The sequence below is a fragment of the Arthrobacter sp. zg-Y877 genome (genome assembly GCF_030373105.1).
In the GTDB taxonomy this organism is placed as follows: Bacteria; Actinomycetota; Actinomycetes; order Actinomycetales; family Micrococcaceae; genus Arthrobacter_B.
This window is the reverse complement of the sequence record NZ_JAUCPU010000002.1, coordinates 281,309-298,265: the sequence shown is the minus strand read 5'-3', so window position 1 is coordinate 298,265 and position 16,957 is coordinate 281,309. Positions and strand designations below refer to the sequence as shown.

Annotated in this window: 18 protein-coding genes; 8 read left to right on the top strand and 10 right to left on the bottom strand. The window is 67.2% G+C overall.

Annotation, left to right across the window (positions count from 1 at the left end; translation table 11 throughout):
- Positions 1-52: 52 nt before the first annotated feature.
- Both QNO03_RS05455 and QNO03_RS05450 read left to right on the top strand, forming a co-directional pair.
- Complete coding sequence (locus QNO03_RS05455) at positions 53-220, top strand: DUF3117 domain-containing protein (protein WP_146361313.1); 168 nt, start codon at positions 53-55, stop codon at positions 218-220.
- Positions 221-230: 10 nt separating this feature from the next.
- The gene (locus tag QNO03_RS05450) at positions 231-1,868 is read left to right on the top strand and encodes a leucyl aminopeptidase family protein (protein ID WP_289602373.1); all 1,638 of its coding nucleotides are present in this window, start codon (positions 231-233) and stop codon (positions 1,866-1,868) included.
- Here QNO03_RS05450 and map read toward each other — a convergent pair.
- Both map and QNO03_RS05440 read right to left on the bottom strand, forming a co-directional pair.
- Complete coding sequence (gene map / locus QNO03_RS05445; protein ID WP_289602372.1) at positions 1,865-2,647, bottom strand: type I methionyl aminopeptidase; 783 nt, start codon at positions 2,645-2,647, stop codon at positions 1,865-1,867. The genes QNO03_RS05450 and map overlap by 4 nt on opposite strands.
- A 51-nt stretch (positions 2,648-2,698) precedes the next feature.
- Complete coding sequence (locus tag QNO03_RS05440) at positions 2,699-3,334, bottom strand: O-methyltransferase (protein WP_229950314.1); 636 nt, start codon at positions 3,332-3,334, stop codon at positions 2,699-2,701.
- A gap of 245 nt (positions 3,335-3,579) precedes the next feature.
- Here QNO03_RS05440 and sigE point away from each other — a divergent pair, with 245 nt between their 5' ends.
- The 3 genes from sigE to QNO03_RS05425 are packed head-to-tail and all read left to right on the top strand — an operon-like array spanning position 3,580 to position 5,646.
- Entirely contained in the window at positions 3,580-4,188 is a 609-nt protein-coding gene (gene sigE / locus QNO03_RS05435) for an RNA polymerase sigma factor SigE (RefSeq protein WP_229950316.1), read from the top strand.
- Between the two features lie 3 nt (positions 4,189-4,191).
- Entirely contained in the window at positions 4,192-5,136 is a 945-nt protein-coding gene (locus tag QNO03_RS05430) for a zf-HC2 domain-containing protein (protein WP_289602371.1), read from the top strand.
- Between the two features lie 48 nt (positions 5,137-5,184).
- Positions 5,185-5,646: a twin-arginine translocase TatA/TatE family subunit gene (locus QNO03_RS05425; RefSeq protein WP_229950320.1), complete on the top strand. Its 462-nt coding sequence runs from the start codon at positions 5,185-5,187 to the stop codon at positions 5,644-5,646.
- A gap of 7 nt (positions 5,647-5,653) precedes the next feature.
- Here QNO03_RS05425 and QNO03_RS05420 read toward each other — a convergent pair whose 3' ends face one another.
- Genes QNO03_RS05420 through QNO03_RS05410 form a run of 3 tightly spaced genes read right to left on the bottom strand, consistent with a single transcriptional unit; the run spans position 5,654 to position 8,730 of the window.
- The gene (locus tag QNO03_RS05420; protein WP_289602370.1) at positions 5,654-6,856 is read right to left on the bottom strand and encodes an Mrp/NBP35 family ATP-binding protein; all 1,203 of its coding nucleotides are present in this window, start codon (positions 6,854-6,856) and stop codon (positions 5,654-5,656) included.
- Between the two features lie 4 nt (positions 6,857-6,860).
- Positions 6,861-7,451, bottom strand: coding sequence for a DUF1003 domain-containing protein (locus QNO03_RS05415; protein ID WP_229950324.1), 591 nt, complete (start codon positions 7,449-7,451; stop codon positions 6,861-6,863).
- Positions 7,444-8,730 carry a magnesium transporter MgtE N-terminal domain-containing protein gene (locus QNO03_RS05410; protein ID WP_229950326.1) on the bottom strand — a complete coding sequence of 429 codons (1,287 nt, stop codon included), beginning with the start codon at positions 8,728-8,730 and terminating at the stop codon, positions 7,444-7,446. Before QNO03_RS05410 ends, QNO03_RS05415 begins: the two co-directional genes overlap by 8 nt.
- Positions 8,731-8,848: 118 nt before the next feature.
- Here QNO03_RS05410 and QNO03_RS05405 point away from each other — a divergent pair, with 118 nt between their 5' ends.
- Positions 8,849-9,772, top strand: coding sequence for a YflT domain-containing protein (locus QNO03_RS05405; RefSeq protein WP_289602369.1), 924 nt, complete (start codon positions 8,849-8,851; stop codon positions 9,770-9,772).
- A 195-nt stretch (positions 9,773-9,967) separates the two neighbouring features.
- Here the strand turns inward: QNO03_RS05405 and QNO03_RS05400 are convergent, their stop codons facing one another.
- The gene (locus tag QNO03_RS05400) at positions 9,968-11,545 is read right to left on the bottom strand and encodes an aminopeptidase P family protein (RefSeq protein ID WP_289602368.1); all 1,578 of its coding nucleotides are present in this window, start codon (positions 11,543-11,545) and stop codon (positions 9,968-9,970) included.
- 102 nt (positions 11,546-11,647) lie between these two features.
- On the opposite strand from QNO03_RS05400, the gene QNO03_RS05395 reads away from it, so the two are divergent.
- Positions 11,648-12,505, top strand: a complete 858-nt coding sequence (locus tag QNO03_RS05395; protein ID WP_289602367.1) for a PHP domain-containing protein — start codon at positions 11,648-11,650, stop codon at positions 12,503-12,505.
- Positions 12,506-12,561: 56 nt separating this feature from the next.
- On the opposite strand, the gene QNO03_RS05390 is transcribed toward QNO03_RS05395, so the two are convergent.
- Positions 12,562-13,458, bottom strand: a complete 897-nt coding sequence (locus QNO03_RS05390) for a DNA-methyltransferase (protein ID WP_289602366.1) — start codon at positions 13,456-13,458, stop codon at positions 12,562-12,564.
- 18 nt (positions 13,459-13,476) lie between these two features.
- The gene (locus QNO03_RS05385; protein WP_289602809.1) at positions 13,477-15,111 is read right to left on the bottom strand and encodes a DEAD/DEAH box helicase; all 1,635 of its coding nucleotides are present in this window, start codon (positions 15,109-15,111) and stop codon (positions 13,477-13,479) included.
- A 420-nt stretch (positions 15,112-15,531) separates the two neighbouring features.
- On the opposite strand from QNO03_RS05385, the gene QNO03_RS05380 reads away from it, so the two are divergent.
- On the top strand, positions 15,532-16,245 hold the full coding sequence (locus QNO03_RS05380; RefSeq protein WP_289602365.1) for a ferritin-like fold-containing protein: 714 nt from the start codon (positions 15,532-15,534) through the stop codon (positions 16,243-16,245).
- 153 nt (positions 16,246-16,398) lie between these two features.
- Here QNO03_RS05380 and QNO03_RS05375 read toward each other — a convergent pair whose 3' ends face one another.
- Both QNO03_RS05375 and QNO03_RS05370 read right to left on the bottom strand, forming a co-directional pair.
- On the bottom strand, positions 16,399-16,698 hold the full coding sequence (locus QNO03_RS05375) for a hypothetical protein (protein WP_289602364.1): 300 nt from the start codon (positions 16,696-16,698) through the stop codon (positions 16,399-16,401).
- Between the two features lie 5 nt (positions 16,699-16,703).
- On the bottom strand, positions 16,704-16,928 hold the full coding sequence (locus tag QNO03_RS05370) for a DUF3107 domain-containing protein (RefSeq protein ID WP_229950337.1): 225 nt from the start codon (positions 16,926-16,928) through the stop codon (positions 16,704-16,706).
- Positions 16,929-16,957: the final 29 nt, after the last annotated feature.

Sequence of the window (16,957 nt, the reverse complement as noted above, 5' to 3'; positions counted from 1 at the left end):
CGGATTACAGGTAGTCCGGGTAAACCGGGCGCTGTGAAAGGGGAATCTCGAAATGGCTGCGATGAAACCACGTACGGGCGACGGGCCTATGGAGGTTACAAAGGAAGGGCGCAGCCTCATTTTGAGGGTGCCCATAGACGGGGGCGGACGCCTGGTGGTCGAGCTTAATGTGGAAGAAGCCGGAAAGCTGAAGGACTGCCTTCTGGGTGTTACGGGCTAGCCTTTAATCCATGCAGCTGCCTCCAAAGTCTTCAGCCAGGACCGGATCTGCTCCGGTATCGCCCTACGTCACCGCATCACTGCCGGAAGTCACTGCCCTGGCAGGGTTGAACATGCGCACGGGCAGGGCGGAGTCCGGCACCGGACTGAAGCCTGACCCGGCTGAAGGCGTGGATATCCTCGCCGTGGCCATGACTCCGCCACCGGCCGGGTCGGGACCGGAGGACATGGACGAGGCGGCGGACCCGGTTCCGCAGCCACGGCGCGGCGCTGTCGAGGCGGCGGTCCGGTATGGGGCCGACGTCGCCGCACGCGCCCGCAGCGCCAAGGTCACCGGCAAAGCCGGCGACATCCTGGTGATCGAACCTCCCCGCGAGGACGCAGGCCTGCCCGGAAAGCTGATCTATGTGGGCGCCGGCGATGAATCTCCGGCCGAACTGCGCCGCGCCGGTGCCGGTCTTGCCCGCGCGACCATGGGTGCCCGCCGGGTCCGTGCCAGCGTCGTCGACGGTCTTGAACCGGCTGCCCAGGAAGCCTTCATTGAAGGGTTCCTGCTCGGCGGTTACCGTCCGCCCCGGTCCGGTATCACCAAGGCGCCGGCCCCCATCGCGGAGCACCTTGAGCTGACCGGCCTGGACGGGTCCGCAGCCGCACGTGCCCTCGCGACCGCACGGGCCGTCTGGACGGCACGCGACCTGACGAACACGCCGGCCGAAACAGCCACCCCGGAGTGGATCGCGGAGCAGGCCCGCGTAATAGCCGGCCGTAGCGGGCTGACCGTGCGCGTGCGCGGCGAGGACGAACTGCGTGCCGAAGGTTTTGGCGGGCTGCTGGCCGTCGGCTCCGGATCCGAGCACCCGCCCCGGCTGGTGGAAGCCGCGTACCTGCCCGACGGCGAGGACCTGCCGCACGTGGTGCTCGTCGGCAAGGGGATCACTTTTGACTCCGGCGGAATCTCGCTGAAGCCGCGGGACGCCATGATGACCATGAAGACGGATATGGCCGGTGCCGCAGCCGTACTGGCGGTGGCGGAGGCTGCGGCCGTGCTGCAGCTTCCCGTTCGGGTCACGGCCGTACTGGCCTTGGCCGAGAACGCCATCGGCGCCGCCTCCTACCGGCCCGCCGACGTCGTCACCACCTACAACGGGACCACCGTTGAGGTCGGGAATACCGACGCTGAGGGCCGCATGGTCCTCGCCGACGCCCTGGCCTACGCCGCAGCGGAACTGGCTCCGGATGTCCTGGTGGATGTGGCCACACTGACCGGTGCCGCCGCCTTGGGGCTTGGAATGCACCATGCGGCCCTGTTCGGTAATGCGCCCGGGCTGCTGGCCGGGCTGGAGGCTGCAGGCGAGAGCTCGGGCGACGCCGTGTGGCAGCTGCCGCTGGTGGCCGAGTACGGCTACGTGCTGGACTCCGATATCGCCGATGTCTCCCACATTGCGCCCGTCAAAGCGAAGTTCGGTGCCGGCGCGATTGTTGCCGCACTGTTCCTGGAGAAGTTCACCGGCGGCGTCCCGTGGGCGCATGTCGACATTGCCGGTCCGTCGCGTGCCACTAAGGACAGCCGCGAATTGACCAAGGGGGCCACCGGGTTCGGGGTGCGGCTGCTGCTGTCCTACCTTGCCGGCCTGCGCCAGGCAGGCTAGGCGGCGGATCCCTTCGGGAGGGTGAGGATTTCCGCGCCGTCGGCGGTGATGGCCACCGTGTGTTCGCTGTGCGCCGTCATGCAGCCCGTGGCGCTGCGGAGGGTCCACCCGTCCGCATCGGTGACCAGTTCCGCGGTATCCGCCATGACCCACGGCTCCAGGGCCAGCAGCAGTCCGGGACGCAGCTTATAACCGCGGCCGGGACGCCCTGCGTTCGCAATGTGCGGGTCCTGGTGCATCGTGGATCCCACACCGTGCCCGCCGAATTCGGTATTGACCGGGTAGCCCGCCTCGGTGAGGACCGAACCGATGGCAGCGGAAAGATCGCCGATACGGGCACCGGGCCGGGCCGCTGCTATGCCGGCGGCCAGCGCCCGCTCGGTCGCATCGATCATTGCGGCGTTCTTCGGTGACTGGACACCGCCCACGATGAAAGTGATGGCCGAGTCTGCAACGATTCCGCCGAGGGAGACAGCCAGGTCCAGTGTCAGCAGGTCACCGTCGGCAAGCGCGTAGTTATGCGGCAGTCCGTGAAGTACGGCGTCGTTGACCGACGTGCAGATGTAGTGCCCGAACGGCCCGCGTCCGAAGGACGGCGCATAGTCGATGTAACAGGACTTGGCACCCGCCTCGAGGATCATGGTCCTGGCCCACCGGTCGATGTCCAGCAGATTGGTGCCGGCCGCGGTGCGGCCCTTGATCGTCTGCAGGATATCTGCGACCAGGGCGCCGGTTTCCCTCGCCCGGGACAGTTCGGTTGGATTCAGGATCTCGATCATGTGGTGCCTTTCCTGGTGCCCCGCTTCCGGGCCGCCCTGGTGGAGTGGGCTCTACGCGGTCTTCACTGCCAGCAGCAGGCCGTCGCCGGTGGGGAGCAGGGCGGAGACGAGGTCTTCATTGTCACGGATGGCCTTGCCCACCTTGCGCATGGTGTTAGTGGTGGCTTCCCGCACTGCCGGGTCGGTGACCTTGCCGTGGTCCAGCGCATCGTTGACCACCAGCAGTCCGCCACGCTTGAGCAGCCGTACGGCCTGGGTGACGTAGAGCGGGAAGGAGGGCTTGTCGGCGTCGATGAACACCATGTCGTAGGCGGCATCCGTGAGGCGGGGGAGGACTTCGGCCGCCCGGCCGGAAATGGTCCGGGTGCGGTTGCCCGGAATACCCGCTTCCGCATACGCTTCCCGCGCAGCGCGGAGGTGGTCGACGTCGGAATCGATGGTGGTCAGTACCGCGTTGCGGCCAAGGCCCCGCAGCAGGCAGACGCCTGAGACACCCGCACCGGTGCCGACTTCGACGACCGTGGTGGCCTTGCTCGCGGCGGCCAGGACGGTCAAGGCGGCACCAACACCGCTGGAGACGGCGCTGACACCCAATTCGTAGGACCGTTCACGCGCGCGGAGCAGCACCTCATCCTCAGAGGGCAGGGCCTCCGTGTAGGACCAACTGGTCTGCTTGTCGGCGCGCATGGGTTTTTTCACTTTCGGTCCGGAGGAATTCCTGCTTCTACAAGCTTAAGGGCAAGGCGGGCGTAAGCGGGCACGCACGGCCGGAGGCGCCTTGTCCCAGTACTGGAAGCGTGCTAACAGCCAACTCCCAGATTGTTGCGTAAACATTGTTAATCAGTGATGCGTGCCCGCAGCGGCACCGGACCAGGCACCGGTCTTGAGAGTGATCTTGGCAGTGATTCTGATCGGAAGGAAGGAGGAAGACTATGGCAACGACCCCGAATACGGCAGCCGCGGACATGGCCGCGGAATGGGTACGTCCCACTTGGGAGGAAGTGGTGGAGGCGCACTCGGCCAAGGTGTACCGGCTGGCCTATCGGTTGACCGGCAACAAGCACGACGCCGAGGACCTGACCCAGGAAGTCTTCGTCCGGGTCTTCCGCTCGCTGGCCAATTTCCAGCCCGGCACCCTGGACGGGTGGCTGCACCGGATCACCACCAACCTCTTCCTGGACCAGGCAAGGCGCCGCAGCCGGATACGTTTCGACGGCATGACTGAGGAAACCTCCAGCAAGCTGCCGAGCAACGGCCCGGGACCGGAGCGCAGCTTCGAGTTCAACAACCTCGACGTGGATATTGCCCGCGCACTGGAAGAACTGCCCCCGGACTTCCGCGCCGCCGTTGTGCTGTGCGATTTGGAGGGCCTCTCCTACGATGAGGTCGCCCGTGCGCTGGACGTCAAGCTGGGCACGGTCCGTTCCCGCATCCACCGCGGCCGCGCAATGCTGAAAGAGAAGCTTGCGCACCGGGACCCGCAGCTCCGGCCGGCTGCCCGTCCACGGCTCACGCTGCCCCGTGTCGCTGGAGCCAGCTGAGTAGTGCGACACCCCACGCGTCAGCTCCGTAACTACCTTGACGGCGAAAACTCCCCCCGGCGCCAGCAGGCCATTGAGGCACACCTCTCTCGCTGTGCCGCCTGCCGCGCTGCCCTCTCCGAAGAGCGGCGTCTGCGCAGCCGCCTGCGTTCGCTTCGGGTGCCCGACGCCGGTCCTGACCTCGCCGCCCGGATAGCCGAGAGTGCGGCTGCGGCTGCCCGGTCCGCCGGTCCTCAACCTGCCGGGCTGCAACCTGCCGGGCTGAAGCCCGGGCGGCGCGCTTTGGTATCCCGGCGGAGCCATGCGTTCGCCGCTGCAGGCGCCGTGGCCGCCGCCGGGGCAGTGCTTCTTGGCGGCGCCTATATCACCGGCAGCATCCTCGAAACCCCGGTGCAGGCGGGGGCCCGCGCCGCCGTAGGGGCGGGGTGGGATGAAGTCGCCGGTAAAGGGGCCCTCGGAGCGGATCAGCTCCAGTTGCTGCGGGCACACGGCTGGGCCTGCCCCGAATTCACCGAGCTTGGACTCAGCGTGGAGTCCGCCCGTTCCCTGAGCGTTCAGGGGCGTCCCGCCGTCGAAATGATTTTAGCCGGGGACGGCGAACGGATCCGGCTCGTGGAACAGCATCCGCTGCCGGGGGAAGACCATCAGCCGGTGATCAATGCCGTGACCGGACAGACTGTTGCAGCGGATGGCTTTGCCGTGGCCGGATCGCCGGCCGGCGCAGCGGTTTTTGGGTCCGGGGAGCATCCCGGCCAGAAGGTAGTGGCCGCGGGCAGCGTCACCTACACCTTGGATTCCAGCCTGCCCGTGAAGTCGATGCCCCGTGCGGCTGAAGAGCTGTCACGCTTCGAATCCACGCGCCTGGCCCGTGCCGGCGCCGACCCCGAGCCGATGGAACGCATAGCCCGGGGGCTCGCCATCTTCGCGCGGACCGGCTGGAGCCTCTAGGATGCCGGCAAGTGGCTCCCTGCTCCCGGGAAAAGGTAGTCTTCAAGAGTGGTAGGAATCAACGGTTACGAGTTCATCCTCCTGGCGATAATCGCCGTGGTGGTGCTGGGTCCTGAACGCCTGCCCGAATACGCCTCGCAGCTTGCCCGGCTGGTGCGGGAAGTGCGGCGGATGGCCAGCGGAGCCCGCGAACAACTGCGGGAAGAAGTTGGCCCGGAAATTGACGAGGTGGACTGGCGGAAGCTGGACCCGCGGCAATATGACCCGCGGCGCATCATCAAGGAAGCGCTGCTGGACGACTTCGACGAGGCAGCCAAACTGGTGAGCGGGCGCCCCGCGCCGGCCCCCCGGGTGCCGGCCGCTTCCGCCGCAGCTTCCCCCACACCGCAGTCCGCCGGATCCTCCACGGTCGCGCCGGCAACCGCAGCAGCTCCAGCGGCCCCTGCGGTGAAACCGCTGGAACGCCTCGCCGAGGGACAGCCCGCCCCGTTCGACGTGGAAGCCACGTAGCCCGGTCCTAGACCGGGCTGACCCCAAGGCTCCGTCCGGCCAGGCCGCGCGGCCGGTGGGCCAGCTCAGCGGCGATCCGCCGCAGTTCCGCAGCAGCCGTGTCCGAAGCCGGGGCCACGGCTCCTTCAGCGCCGTCAGCATTAGCCGCAGCGCCGTCAGCATTAACGGCATCCGCGAGCACGACGGGCAGGCCGCCGTCACCGCCTTCGCGGAGCGCAACATCAAGCGGAATGCTGCCCAGCAAGGGAACCGGGTAGCCCAGGGTGTCTCCCAGCCGGCCGGACACCGCAGCGCCGCCGCCGGATCCGAACACCTCGAGGCGTTCACCGCCGGGCAGGGCAAGCCAGGACATGTTTTCGATGACGCCCGTGACCTTCTGGCCCGTCTGCGTCGCCACGCTGCCCGCGCGTTCTGCAACGTCCGCGGCTGCGCTCTGCGGAGTGGTGACCAGCAGGATTTCCGAGCCGGGCAGGAGCTGTCCCACGGAAATGGCGATATCGCCGGTGCCGGGCGGGAGGTCGAGGAACAGGACGTCCAGGTCACCGAAGTACACATCGGTCAGGAACTGCTCCAGCGCGCGGTGCAGCATGGGTCCACGCCAGGCCACCGGCTGGTTGCCGTCCACAAACATGCCGATCGAGATGGTCTTGATGCCGTAGGCCACGGGAGGCAGGATCATCTCGTCCACCCGGGTGGGCGGACGCGTGATTCCGAGCAGGCCCGGCACAGAGAACCCGTGCACATCGGCGTCGACAATTCCCACGCGCAGTCCGAGCGAGGCCATGGCCGCCGCGAGGTTTACCGTGACGCTGGACTTGCCCACGCCGCCCTTGCCGCTGGCCACCGCGTACACACGGGTCAGCGAATCGGGGCGGTTGAAGGGGATGGTCCGCACCGGGTCGCCGCCGCGCAGCCGGTCCTTGAGCGCGTTGCGCTGCTCCGGGGTCATCACGTCGAGGTTCACGGTCACAGCGCCGACGCCGGGAACCGCAGCCAGTGCGCGTTCGACGTCGGCCGTGATGGTGCCGCGCAGCGGGCAGCCGGCAATGGTCAGCAGCACGTCGACGGCCACGCCGCCGTCGGCATCCACGTGGACGTCCTTGAGCATGCCCAGTTCGGTGATGGGCCGGCGCAGTTCCGGGTCCTGGACAGTGTCCAGGGCGCGGAGCACCTGTGCTTCCAGTCCGGAAGCCGGTTCGGATACTGGCACGGCTCTAGCGTTCCCTCCCGCCGGGATTCAGTTTCGGCATGCTGTCGGTGCTTTCCCCACTGCGGCGGCGACGGCGTGATCCGCCGTCCTCGCGGTCGTCATTCGCCTCGAGCAGCTCTTCGAGCAGGCTCCGCATTTCCGAGCGGACATAGTCGCGGGTGGCGACTTCACGCAGGGCGATCCGGAGTTCGGCAATTTCCCGCGTGAGGTATTCCGTATCCATGAGGTTGCGCTCGGCGCGTTCACGGTCCTGCCGGACGGAGACGCGGTCCCGGTCATCCTGCCGGTTCTGCGCCAGCAGCAGCAGGGGAGCGGCGTAGGAAGCCTGGAGCGAGAGCATCAGCGTCAGGACGGTAAAGCCCAGGGCGGCACTGTCAAAGCGGGCGGACTCCGGTCCCCAGGTGTTCCACGCCAGCCACACGAGGCAAAAAACCGTCATGTAGACCAGGAACTGCGGAGTACCCATAAAGCGGGCAAAGTTCTCCGTGGCGTGCCCGAACGCGTCGGGGTTCGGGGAGAGCCGCGGCAGCCATCGGGTCCGTGCAGAGCGGGGAGTGTCGAGGCCGGTGGTTGTTGACTTGATTTTTTCAGCCATGTGTCCTTCCCTGCTGCGGTAGTGGGCCGGTTTCGTCGGAGACGCGCCAGTCGTCCGGCAACAGGTGGTCCAGCACATCGTCCACTGTTACCGCCCCGACCAGGCGTCCGCCGTCGTTGATCACCGGCAGTGAGTTCAAGTTGTAGGTGGCCAGCATCCGGGACACTTCGCTGATGGTGGCGTAGTCCCGGACAGGCTCGAGGTCCGAGTCCAGGATGTTGCCCAGTGCCTCCGGCGGTGCCGAGCGCAGCAGCTGCTGGATGTGCACGACGCCGAGGTACTTGCCCGTGGGCGTTTCCAGCGGTGGGCGGCAGACATAGATGGAGGACGCGAGGGCAGGCGTGAGCTCTTCGCGGCGCACGTGGGCCAGCGCTTCGGCCACGGTTGCCTCCGGCGGAAGGATGACCGGCACGGGGGTCATCAGCGACCCGGCGGTGTCCTCTTCATAGTTCAGCAGACGACGGACGTCGCGGGCGTCTTCGGGCTCCATCAGCGCCAGGAGCTCTTCCTTCTGCTCCTCCGGCAACTCGTTGAGGAGGTCCGCGGCGTCGTCGGGGTCCATTTCCTCCAGCACATCGGCGGCACGCTCGACGTCCAGGGACTGCAGGATCTGGACCTGGTCGTCGTCGGGCAGTTCCTGCAGGACGTCTGCGAGGCGTTCGTCCTGCAGTTCGCTGGCTACTTCGATGCGGCGTTTGCCACTCATTTCGTGCAGTGCATCGGCGAAGTCCGCGGCCTTGAGATCGTCGTTCTGGGCGACGAAGGATGTCGCGGCCTGGGGGCCGGTGGCATCCCAGTGGGCGATGTCCTTCCAGTCCAGGATGATCTGCTCCCCGCGGCGGCGCAGGGACCGCAGACGGGAGACCGTGCCGCCGCGGCGGACGAAAAGGTTGGAGACGTACCAGTCCCCGGCGCGGTTCTGCTCAATGGCAATGTCTTCAATGGTGGCTTCACCGCTGCCGTCGCGCAGCTGGACGCGGCGGTCGAAGAGCTCCGCGACCACCAGCATCTCTGCTCCACGCTGTTCGAAGCGGCGAAGGTTGACCAGCCCGGTGCAGATGATCTGTCCGGGATCCATCGAGGTGATCCGGGTGAGCGGAACGAAGACACGCTTCTTTCCGGGGACCTCAACCACGATGCCCACGGCCTGGGGCGGGAGACCCGGCCCGCGGTCAAGCACGACCGCATCGCGCAGCCTGCCCAGACGATCACCCAGGGGGTCGAAGACGTCAAGGCCCAGCAGGCGCGCAATAAAGACACGGGTTGGATTTGTAGTCACATTCTTAGGCTACTTTGTGCCCGGTCCTAACGCCGTATTAACGGGTACGCGGACGCTTTCCCGTTCACTGCCAGCGATACGTTCACCTTCTTTGGCGGGCATGCGCGAGAATGGAGCAATGTCGAACCTATTTGGTGCCACACCTCCGCGTGATGCGGGCCGCAGCCTGCCCAAGGGCGAAACAGTTGGCCGCTACACGGCCTACCTCGACGCCCAGAAGGCAGTGGATTACCTTGCCGACAACAAGTTCCCGGTTCAGCTGGTTTCGATTGTCGGCAACGAACTCAAGTCCGTGGAACGGGTGACCGGCCGCCTGACGTACCCGCGGGTTGCACTATCCAGCGCCGCCACGGGTGCCTGGTTCGGCCTCTTTGTGGGGCTCGCCCTGATGCTGTTCGGGGGCAGCGCCGCAGCCATTTCCCTCATTCCGTCCATGGCGCTGGGCGCCGTGTTCTGGGTTCTCTTCGGTGTCCTTGCCTACGCTCTACAGCGGGGGCGCAGGGACTTCACCTCCACCAGCCAGGTAATTGCCACCAGCTATGACGTAATCGTGGCGCCCGAGGCAGCCAACGATGCCCGCCAGCTCCTGCACCGGCTGCCGATGGTCGGCCAGGCGGGACATCCCCAGGCACCGGCGTCGGCCCCCCGCCATGAGGCCCTGCGCCCGCCGGCCGGCGGTCCGCAGGCACCGGAACGGCCTTCGGGCTGGGCCAACCCGTATGGACAGCCTTCCCCGGACTCCGATCCCGCCGGGCAGTCCCCGGCCGGTGCCGGCCAGCAGAACCCCGCAGAGGCCGACCCCGCAGGCAACACCACGCCCCGGGGGCAGTTCCCCGACCTTCCGGACGGCCGCCCGCAGTACGGTGTCCGCCGGCCTGCGCAGCCGGCCCAGCAGCCGGAAGCTGCCCAGGAAGCCGTCCAGCCGGGCCAGCCGGCCCCAATCGAGCCAGCTTCCACGGAGCAGCGCTCAACGGAGCCGGCTTCGACTGAGCAGGGTTCCCACCAGCAGGACGTCCCCCGGGACGAGCAGCCCCGCCAGTAAGGCCCCGTCGGCAAGACCGTCCGTCGGGAGGCCCCGGCAAGCCTTAGGCCCCGGACGTAAAGAAGGCCCGCACCCCTTTGGGGGATGCGGGCCTTTTTCGTGTGGGCGGTTCACGCCGGTGAGGCAAACCCTGCCGCCATGCAAAAGGTCCGCATCCCTTTCGGGGATACGGACCTTTTGCGGAGAACCGGAGGGTTAGGCGTAGATGCCGGCCATCCAGTCCTCGACGTCGCCCGGGTTGCGCGGCAGGGCGTCGCTGAGGTTTACGGGACCGTCGGCGGTGATGAGGACGTCGTCCTCGATCCGCACGCCGATTCCCCGGTATTCCTCGGGCACCGCGAGGTCGGTGTCCTTGAAGTAGAGGCCGGGCTCGATGGTGAAGACCATGCCCTCGGTGATGGTTCCGTCCAGGTACAGCTCCGCGCGGGCCTGCGCGCAGTCATGCACGTCCATGCCCAGGTGGTGGCTGACGCCGTGCGGCATCCACCGGCGGTGCTGCTGGCCTTCGGGGGACAGGGCTTCCTCGAGCGGCACGGGCAGCAGGCCCCAGGCATCCAGGTTTTCAGCCAGCACCTTCACGGCTGCGGCGTGGACATCGCGGAACTTCGCCCCGGGCTTGGCGGCTTCGAATCCTGCGTCGGCGGCGTCGAGCACTGCCTGGTAGACCCGCCGCTGGACCTCGGTGTAGGTGCCGTTGACGGGCAGGGTGCGGGTGATATCCGCGGTGTAGAGGCTTTCGGCCTCGACTCCGCCGTCCAGCAGCAGCAGGTCGCCGGCATGGACGGCGCCGTTGTTGCGGATCCAGTGCAGGACCGTGGCGTTGTTACCGGAGGCGGCAATGGTGTCGTAGCCGAGGTCATTGCCCTCTTCCCGGGCGCGGGCAAAGAAGGCGCCTTCGACGACGCGTTCGCCGCGGGGGTGGGACATCGCGCGGGGGAGTTCCTTGACCACTTCGGTGAAGCCGTTGACCGTGGCGGCCACGGCAGCCTTCATCTGCTCGATCTCCCATTCGTCCTTGACCAGGCGGAGTTCGGACAGGGCTTCGGTCAGTTCGCCGTCGAGGGCATCCAGGGCGCTGAGGTCGGCGTTTTCCGGGTCCAGGGCGGTGTTGTAGCGGACGGTGTCCACCAGGGCGTCGACCATCTCGTCGACACTGCGCAGCAGGCGTACGGAAATGCCGCCGAACTGCGGGTCGCCAACGTTGTTGGTGATGGCGGTTTCTGCCTCGTCGAGGTGCCGGGTGGGCAGGCCGATCAGTGCGCTGACCTCTTCAAGGCCCAGCCGGTTCCCAATCCAGAAGGAGCCGTAGCGGGCGTTGGAGTAGAACTCGTCGCTGTCGGTGCCGGCCAGCGGCCGGAAGTACAGCACGGCGGTGTGGTTGCCGCCGTCGTCGCCGGCACCGGGTTCGGTGGGTTCCATCACCAGCACGGCATCGGGTTCGCGGTCCACGCCGAGGCCGGTCAGGTGCGCAAAGCCGGAGTGCGGCCGGAAACGGTAATCGGTGTCGTTGGAGCGGACCTTCAACGGACCGGCCGGAATAACCAGCCGTTCGCCGGGGAAACGCTCGGAAAGGGCACGGCGGCGGCGGGCTGCGTACGGCGCCACGGCGTCGGCTTCGGGCAGCTCACCGGATTCCGCAGCCCAGCCGGAAGACATGAACTTCTTGAAGGCTTCCGAGGAGGGACGCTGGGACCGGTTGTTGACCCGGTCTTCGAGCGGCTGGCCTTCGGAGGGCTCGGGCAGGGATGTCGTCGAATTCGCTTCAGTAGTCACCCCTCCATCGTCTCACTGCCTCCGGGAGGGGCAAAACACCCCCAGGTACCGCGGGGACTATCCCGGGCGGGAGGCAGTGTCCGGTGCGAGTAGATTGAAAGCGTGAGAATCGACCTGCACACCCACTCCTGCGTCTCCGACGGCACCGAGCAGCCGGCCGGCGTGATCGCCTCGGCGGTGAGGGCCGGATTGGATGCCGTTGCCCTGACCGACCATGACACGACCGCGGGCTGGGACGACGCCGGAGCTGCCGCCCTGGAGCGGGGCATCACCTTTGTGCCGGGCATGGAGGTGTCCTGCCGCAGCAGCGAGGGGATCAGCGTCCATGTGCTGTCCTATCTGCACGATCCAACGCATCCTGGACTGCTCGAAGAAATTGCCAAATCCCGTGCGGCCCGGGTTACCCGGGCGGAGCTGATGGTGCAGCGGCTGGCCGAGGATTTCCCCATTGACTGGGAGGCGGTGCAGGAGCAGGTGGCGCCAGGGGCGACGATCGGGCGGCCGCACATTGCCGACGCCCTGGTGGCTGCGGGTGTGGTGCCGAACCGCTCGGCGGCGTTCAGCGGGATCCTCACGGCGAGGTCGCCGTACTTCGTGGCGCATTACGCTCCGGATCCTGCCCGCGCCGTGGAACTGATCCGGCAGGCCGGCGGAGTGCCGGTCTTCGCGCACCCCGTCGCGTCCTCCCGCGGCCGCGTGGTGGGGGAGGCAACCTTCGCCGAAATGATCGACGCCGGCCTCCTGGGTGTGGAAGTCAACCACCGGGACAACCCTGAGCAGGGCCGGGAATGGCTGCGCAGGCTGGCGAAGGACAATGACCTGCTGGTCACCGGTTCCAGTGACTACCACGGCACCGGGAAACCGAACCTCCTGGGCGAATTCACCACCGAACCGTCAGTGCTGGAACGTATTGCCGGGCTGGCGACCGGTACCGCCGTCGTCGGCCCCCTGCCGCGGTAGGAAGCCCGGACCCAAAAGCCCGGGCCCGGACCCGAAGGTCCGGACCCGGATAAAACCTACGCCCCGGCGGCGGGCAGCGGTGATTCCGTTTCGGCGGAGACCACGGTTGCCGCGGAACCGAGCCGGCGGGCCATAACGTCGATGGCCTGCGGGTTGGCGTCCACGCAGACGAAGCGGCGGCCCAGCTTGGCTGCCACCGCTCCCAGCGTGCCCGACCCGGCAAAGAAGTCCAGGACCCAGTCGCCCTCGCGGCTGCTGGCAGCGACCGCCCGGCGCAGCAGCCCCTCGGGTTTCTGCGTGGGATACCCGGTTTTTTCCCTGCCGGTGGGGGAGACGATGGTGTGCCACCAGACATCGGTGGGCAGCTTCCCCAGTGCCACCTTTTCGGGTGTCACCAGGCCCGGGGCCATATAGGGTTCCCGGTCCACCTCGGCATTGTCGAAGTGGTACTTATCCGGGTTTTTGACATAAACCAGGATGTTGTCGTGCTTGGCCGGCCAGCGGTTCTTCGCGCGGCCGCCGTAGTCATACGCCCAGATGATTTCGTTCAGGAAGCAGTCCCGGCCGAACAAGGCATCCAGCATTACCTTGGCGTAGTGCACCTCACGGTAATCGAGGTGCACGTACAGCGTGCCGTCGTCGGCCAGCAGCCGCCAGGCCTGCGCGAGCCGGGGCTCCAGGAACGCCCAGTAGTCTTCGAAGGCGTCGTCGTAACTCGAAAGCAGCCCCTTGACCGTGCTGTAGCTGCGGCCCTTGAAGCCGATCCGGTCGCCGCTGCCGTCCGCGCTGCGGACCATGGTGGTCTGCTGGCGGCGCTGGGACCTGCCCGTGTTGAAGGGCGGGTCAACGTAAATCATGGTGAAGGAGCCGTCCGGCAGGGTCGGGAGGTATTCCGCGTTGTCCGCGTGTACCACCAGCGACCCGCCGTCCGGCGTCCACGAAGGGGTGCTCATTGCCGGCCTACGGTCGCGCTATTCAGCGGCCGGGCTGGTCTTGGGAACAACCTCGCCGTTGCGGCGGCGGGTCCTGCTGCGGCGCGGGCGGTCCGTGGCGGCACCGTCCGCGGCGGGTGCCGCGGCACGGGTTTCCGCCGGACGGGATTCCGGGGTCCGCACTTCAGCAGGACGGTCTCCGCCCGAACGGGAGGTGCCGCGCCGGGATCCGTCACGGGATCCGTCGCGGGAGCCGCTGCGGGCGTTACCGCCGCGGGATCCGGTATCCCGGCTGGAACCGGAACGGCCGCCGTCGCGGGAGGAGGAGGTGCCGCGGCCGCCGGACTTGCCGGTCTCGCCGAGGTCTTCGATCTTCTCCGCATCGATGCCGGCGTGGGTGCGCTTGTTGCGGGGCAGGCGTCCCTTGGTGCCTTCGGGGATATCCAGGTCCGTGTACAGGTGCGGGGAGGAGGAGTAGGTTTCCACCGGCTCCGCCTGGTCCAGGCCGAGGGCCTTGTTGATCAGGCCCCAGCGGGGGACATCGTCCCAGTCCACGAAGGTGACGGCGGTGCCCTTGTTCCCGGCGCGGCCGGTGCGGCCCACCCGGTGCAGGTAGGTCTTCTCGTCTTCGGGGCACTGGTAGTTGATCACGTGGGTGACGTCGTCGACGTCGATGCCGCGGGCGGCGACGTCGGTGGCCACCAGGACGTCCACCTTTTCATTGCGGAAGGCGCGCATGGCCTGTTCGCGGGCACCCTGGCCCAGGTCGCCGTGCATTGCGGCCACGGCGAAACCGCGGTCCACCAGTTCCTCGGATAGCTTCGCGGCGGTGCGCTTGGTCTTGGTGAAGATGATGGTGCGGCCGCGTCCGCGGGACTGCAGGATGCGGGCCACGACTTCGCTCTTGTCGAGGTTGTGCGCCCGGTAGACCACCTGGCGGATGTCCTTCTTCGTCAGGCCCTCGTCGTCGGGATCAGCGGCCCGGATGTGGGTGGGCTTGGTCATGTAGCGGCGGGCCATGGAAACGACGGCGCCGGGCATGGTGGCCGAGAACAGCAGGGTCTGGCGCACGGTGGGCGTGGCAGCCATCAGCGTTTCGACGTCGGGCAGGAACCCGAGGTCCAGCATCTCGTCGGCCTCGTCGAGGACCACGATCCGCACGTTCTTCAGCGAGAGGTGCTTCTTGTTGTAAAGGTCGATCAGGCGGCCCGGGGTGCCGACCACGATTTCGACGCCGGCGGCCAGGGCCTCGGTCTGCGGCTCGTAGGCACGGCCGCCGTAGATGGTGACAATGCGGGCGCCGCGGCGCCGTGCAGCCGTGGTGAGGTCGCCGGCCACCTGGACTGCCAGTTCACGGGTGGGAACCACGATCAGGGCCTGCGGTGCGCCGGGGACGGCGAGTTCGGCGTAGCCCTTGTCCTCCGGGCCCACCACGCGCTGCAGCGCGGGAATGCCGAAGCCGAGGGTCTTACCCGTACCGGTCTTCGCCTGGCCGATGATGTCGTGGCCGCTGAGGGCCACGGGCAGGGTCATCGACTGGATGGGGAAGGGGTGCGTGATGCCGGCGTCGGCGAGGGACTCGACGATGTCGGCACGGACGCCGAAATCGGCGAAGGTCAGTTCGGGGATTTCCGCAGCCTCGGCCTTGACGGCCAGGGTGTCGGCAACCTGCAGTTCTTCGGTGCTGTCATCGGCTGTGAGGTGACGATCGTCATCAACCTGGGAAAGTTCAGTGTTCAATTAAATACCGTTCAGTTTAGGCAGCGCGGGGGCGCCAGGCTCGACGAGTGGCTGTTACAGCCCATCCCGGAGCGGATGGCACGCACACGGTGCGTCCAGCGGAAGCCGATCGCGGGCTAACAACTGCGGGCCGCCTGTGCTCCATTGGCCACAGCGGCGGCCGAAAATTCAAGATCGCGTAGGGTTTGCGGGTCTGGTCAATACAACTACTTCAAATGACAATTACAACAAATCACATGACAGACGACCGGGCATCCAGTTACTACTTTCCCAGTCTACCCGTACGGCGCTGATCGCCGCGCATCCGGGACCACGGCGCGGTCCACCGCGACGCCGGAAGGTACGCTGGCGGGTATGACTAACGGGCACCATTCGGACCATCCGGCCGCTTCCGGCGCGGCCGCACAGCACGACGGCGACACCTATCACCGGTTTCTCACGGACCTCTTCGGGGCCATTGCCTACGGTGAACTCTCGGCTTTTGAGCGCATGTCTTCCGATGCCCGGTTCTCGCCCACGCTTCACGACCGCGCCACGCTGGGGCGCCTGGCCGTGCACGAGTATGCGCATTTCGAATTGATCTGCGCCCGGCTCAGCAGTATGGGCGTGGACCCGGAAGAGGCCATGCGGCCCTTCCAGTCCTCCGTCGATGCCTTCCATGACCGCACCCGGCCGGCGGACTGGTACGAGTCCTTGATGAAGTTCTATGTCACGGACGCAATCTCGGACGATTTCTACTCCGCGGTGGCATCACGGCTGGACGCCGATACCAACAGCCTGTTCCAGGGCCTGAAGGCCACGGAGCAGCCCGGCGAGATCCTGCTCGGCAGGCTGCGGGAGGCGCTGGCGGATGATCCGCGCCTCGCGTCGAGACTGGCCCTCTGGGGCCGGCGGCTGGTAGGCGAAGCCCTGACCCAGGCCCAGCGGGTACTAATGGAGCGGGCCTTCCTGAGCGGGTTGGTTGACGACGGCGGCCAAGGTGCCGTTGACGCGGAAATCAAGTCGCTTACGGCCCAGCTGACCCGGAACCATTCAAAGCGGATGAACCTCCTCGGTCTCACCGCCTGACTCCCTGGGCGGCGCCACTCCGGCCCGGGAAAAGGTTCCGGAAGCCGGGGGAGTGGGACACGAAAAGGGGCGGTGCCGAAGCACCGCCCCTTTTCGTCTATCCGCGGTTTACGCGGTTCTATCAAAAGCCCAGTTGCCGGGCGCCGTTCCGGATCACATCCGCAGAATGCGCTCAGACTCCGCTGTGTCGGCCTTGGCCCGGCTGTTCCCGATCGGCACAACCGCCACCAGCGGTGCCAGGATGGCCACTGCCACGGGGATGGCCCAGCCGATCCATTCCGATTCAAAGGAAGCGGCTCCGGCGGCCTGCAGTGCCGTCCACGTGAGGACCGCAGCGCCCACCGAAATGCCGGGTAGCAGCAGGGCACCGTACCGGTCCCGATGGCGGTCTGCGGCCCAGACCGCGAAACCCGCGGCGACGGCGGTCAACGTAACCAGGATCAGGCTGAGCATGCGCTCTAGAGGGCCCCGAAGCCGACCCGGCGGACTTCCTCGGCACCGATTTCGACGTAGCCGATGGAGGCACCGGGAACGACGATCAGCCGGCCCTTGATGTCCTTCAGCCGCAGCAGGGCACCGCTGGCGAGGGACTGCTCCACCGCATCGGCAACCTCATCGGCGCTCTGGCCGGACTCGAAGACAATCTCGCGGGCTACATTCTGAATGCCGATTTTTACTTCCACCGTGGTGCCTCCTGTTAACGATTTCGAAC

Bases quoted from the DNA above. Each gene is read 5' to 3' on its own strand.
- QNO03_RS05455 (WP_146361313.1), top strand. From the start codon at position 53: ATGGCTGCGATGAAACCACGTACGGGCGACGGGCCTATGGAGGTTACA.
- QNO03_RS05450 (WP_289602373.1), top strand. From the start codon at position 231: ATGCAGCTGCCTCCAAAGTCTTCAGCCAGGACCGGATCTGCTCCGGTA.
- map (WP_289602372.1), bottom strand. From the start codon at position 2,647: ATGATCGAGATCCTGAATCCAACCGAACTGTCCCGGGCGAGGGAAACC.
- QNO03_RS05440 (WP_229950314.1), bottom strand. From the start codon at position 3,334: ATGCGCGCCGACAAGCAGACCAGTTGGTCCTACACGGAGGCCCTGCCC.
- sigE (WP_229950316.1), top strand. From the start codon at position 3,580: ATGGCAACGACCCCGAATACGGCAGCCGCGGACATGGCCGCGGAATGG.
- QNO03_RS05415 (WP_229950324.1), bottom strand. From the start codon at position 7,451: ATGGCTGAAAAAATCAAGTCAACAACCACCGGCCTCGACACTCCCCGC.
- QNO03_RS05405 (WP_289602369.1), top strand. From the start codon at position 8,849: ATGTCGAACCTATTTGGTGCCACACCTCCGCGTGATGCGGGCCGCAGC.
- QNO03_RS05390 (WP_289602366.1), bottom strand. From the start codon at position 13,458: ATGAGCACCCCTTCGTGGACGCCGGACGGCGGGTCGCTGGTGGTACAC.
- QNO03_RS05380 (WP_289602365.1), top strand. From the start codon at position 15,532: ATGACTAACGGGCACCATTCGGACCATCCGGCCGCTTCCGGCGCGGCC.
- QNO03_RS05375 (WP_289602364.1), bottom strand. From the start codon at position 16,698: ATGCTCAGCCTGATCCTGGTTACGTTGACCGCCGTCGCCGCGGGTTTC.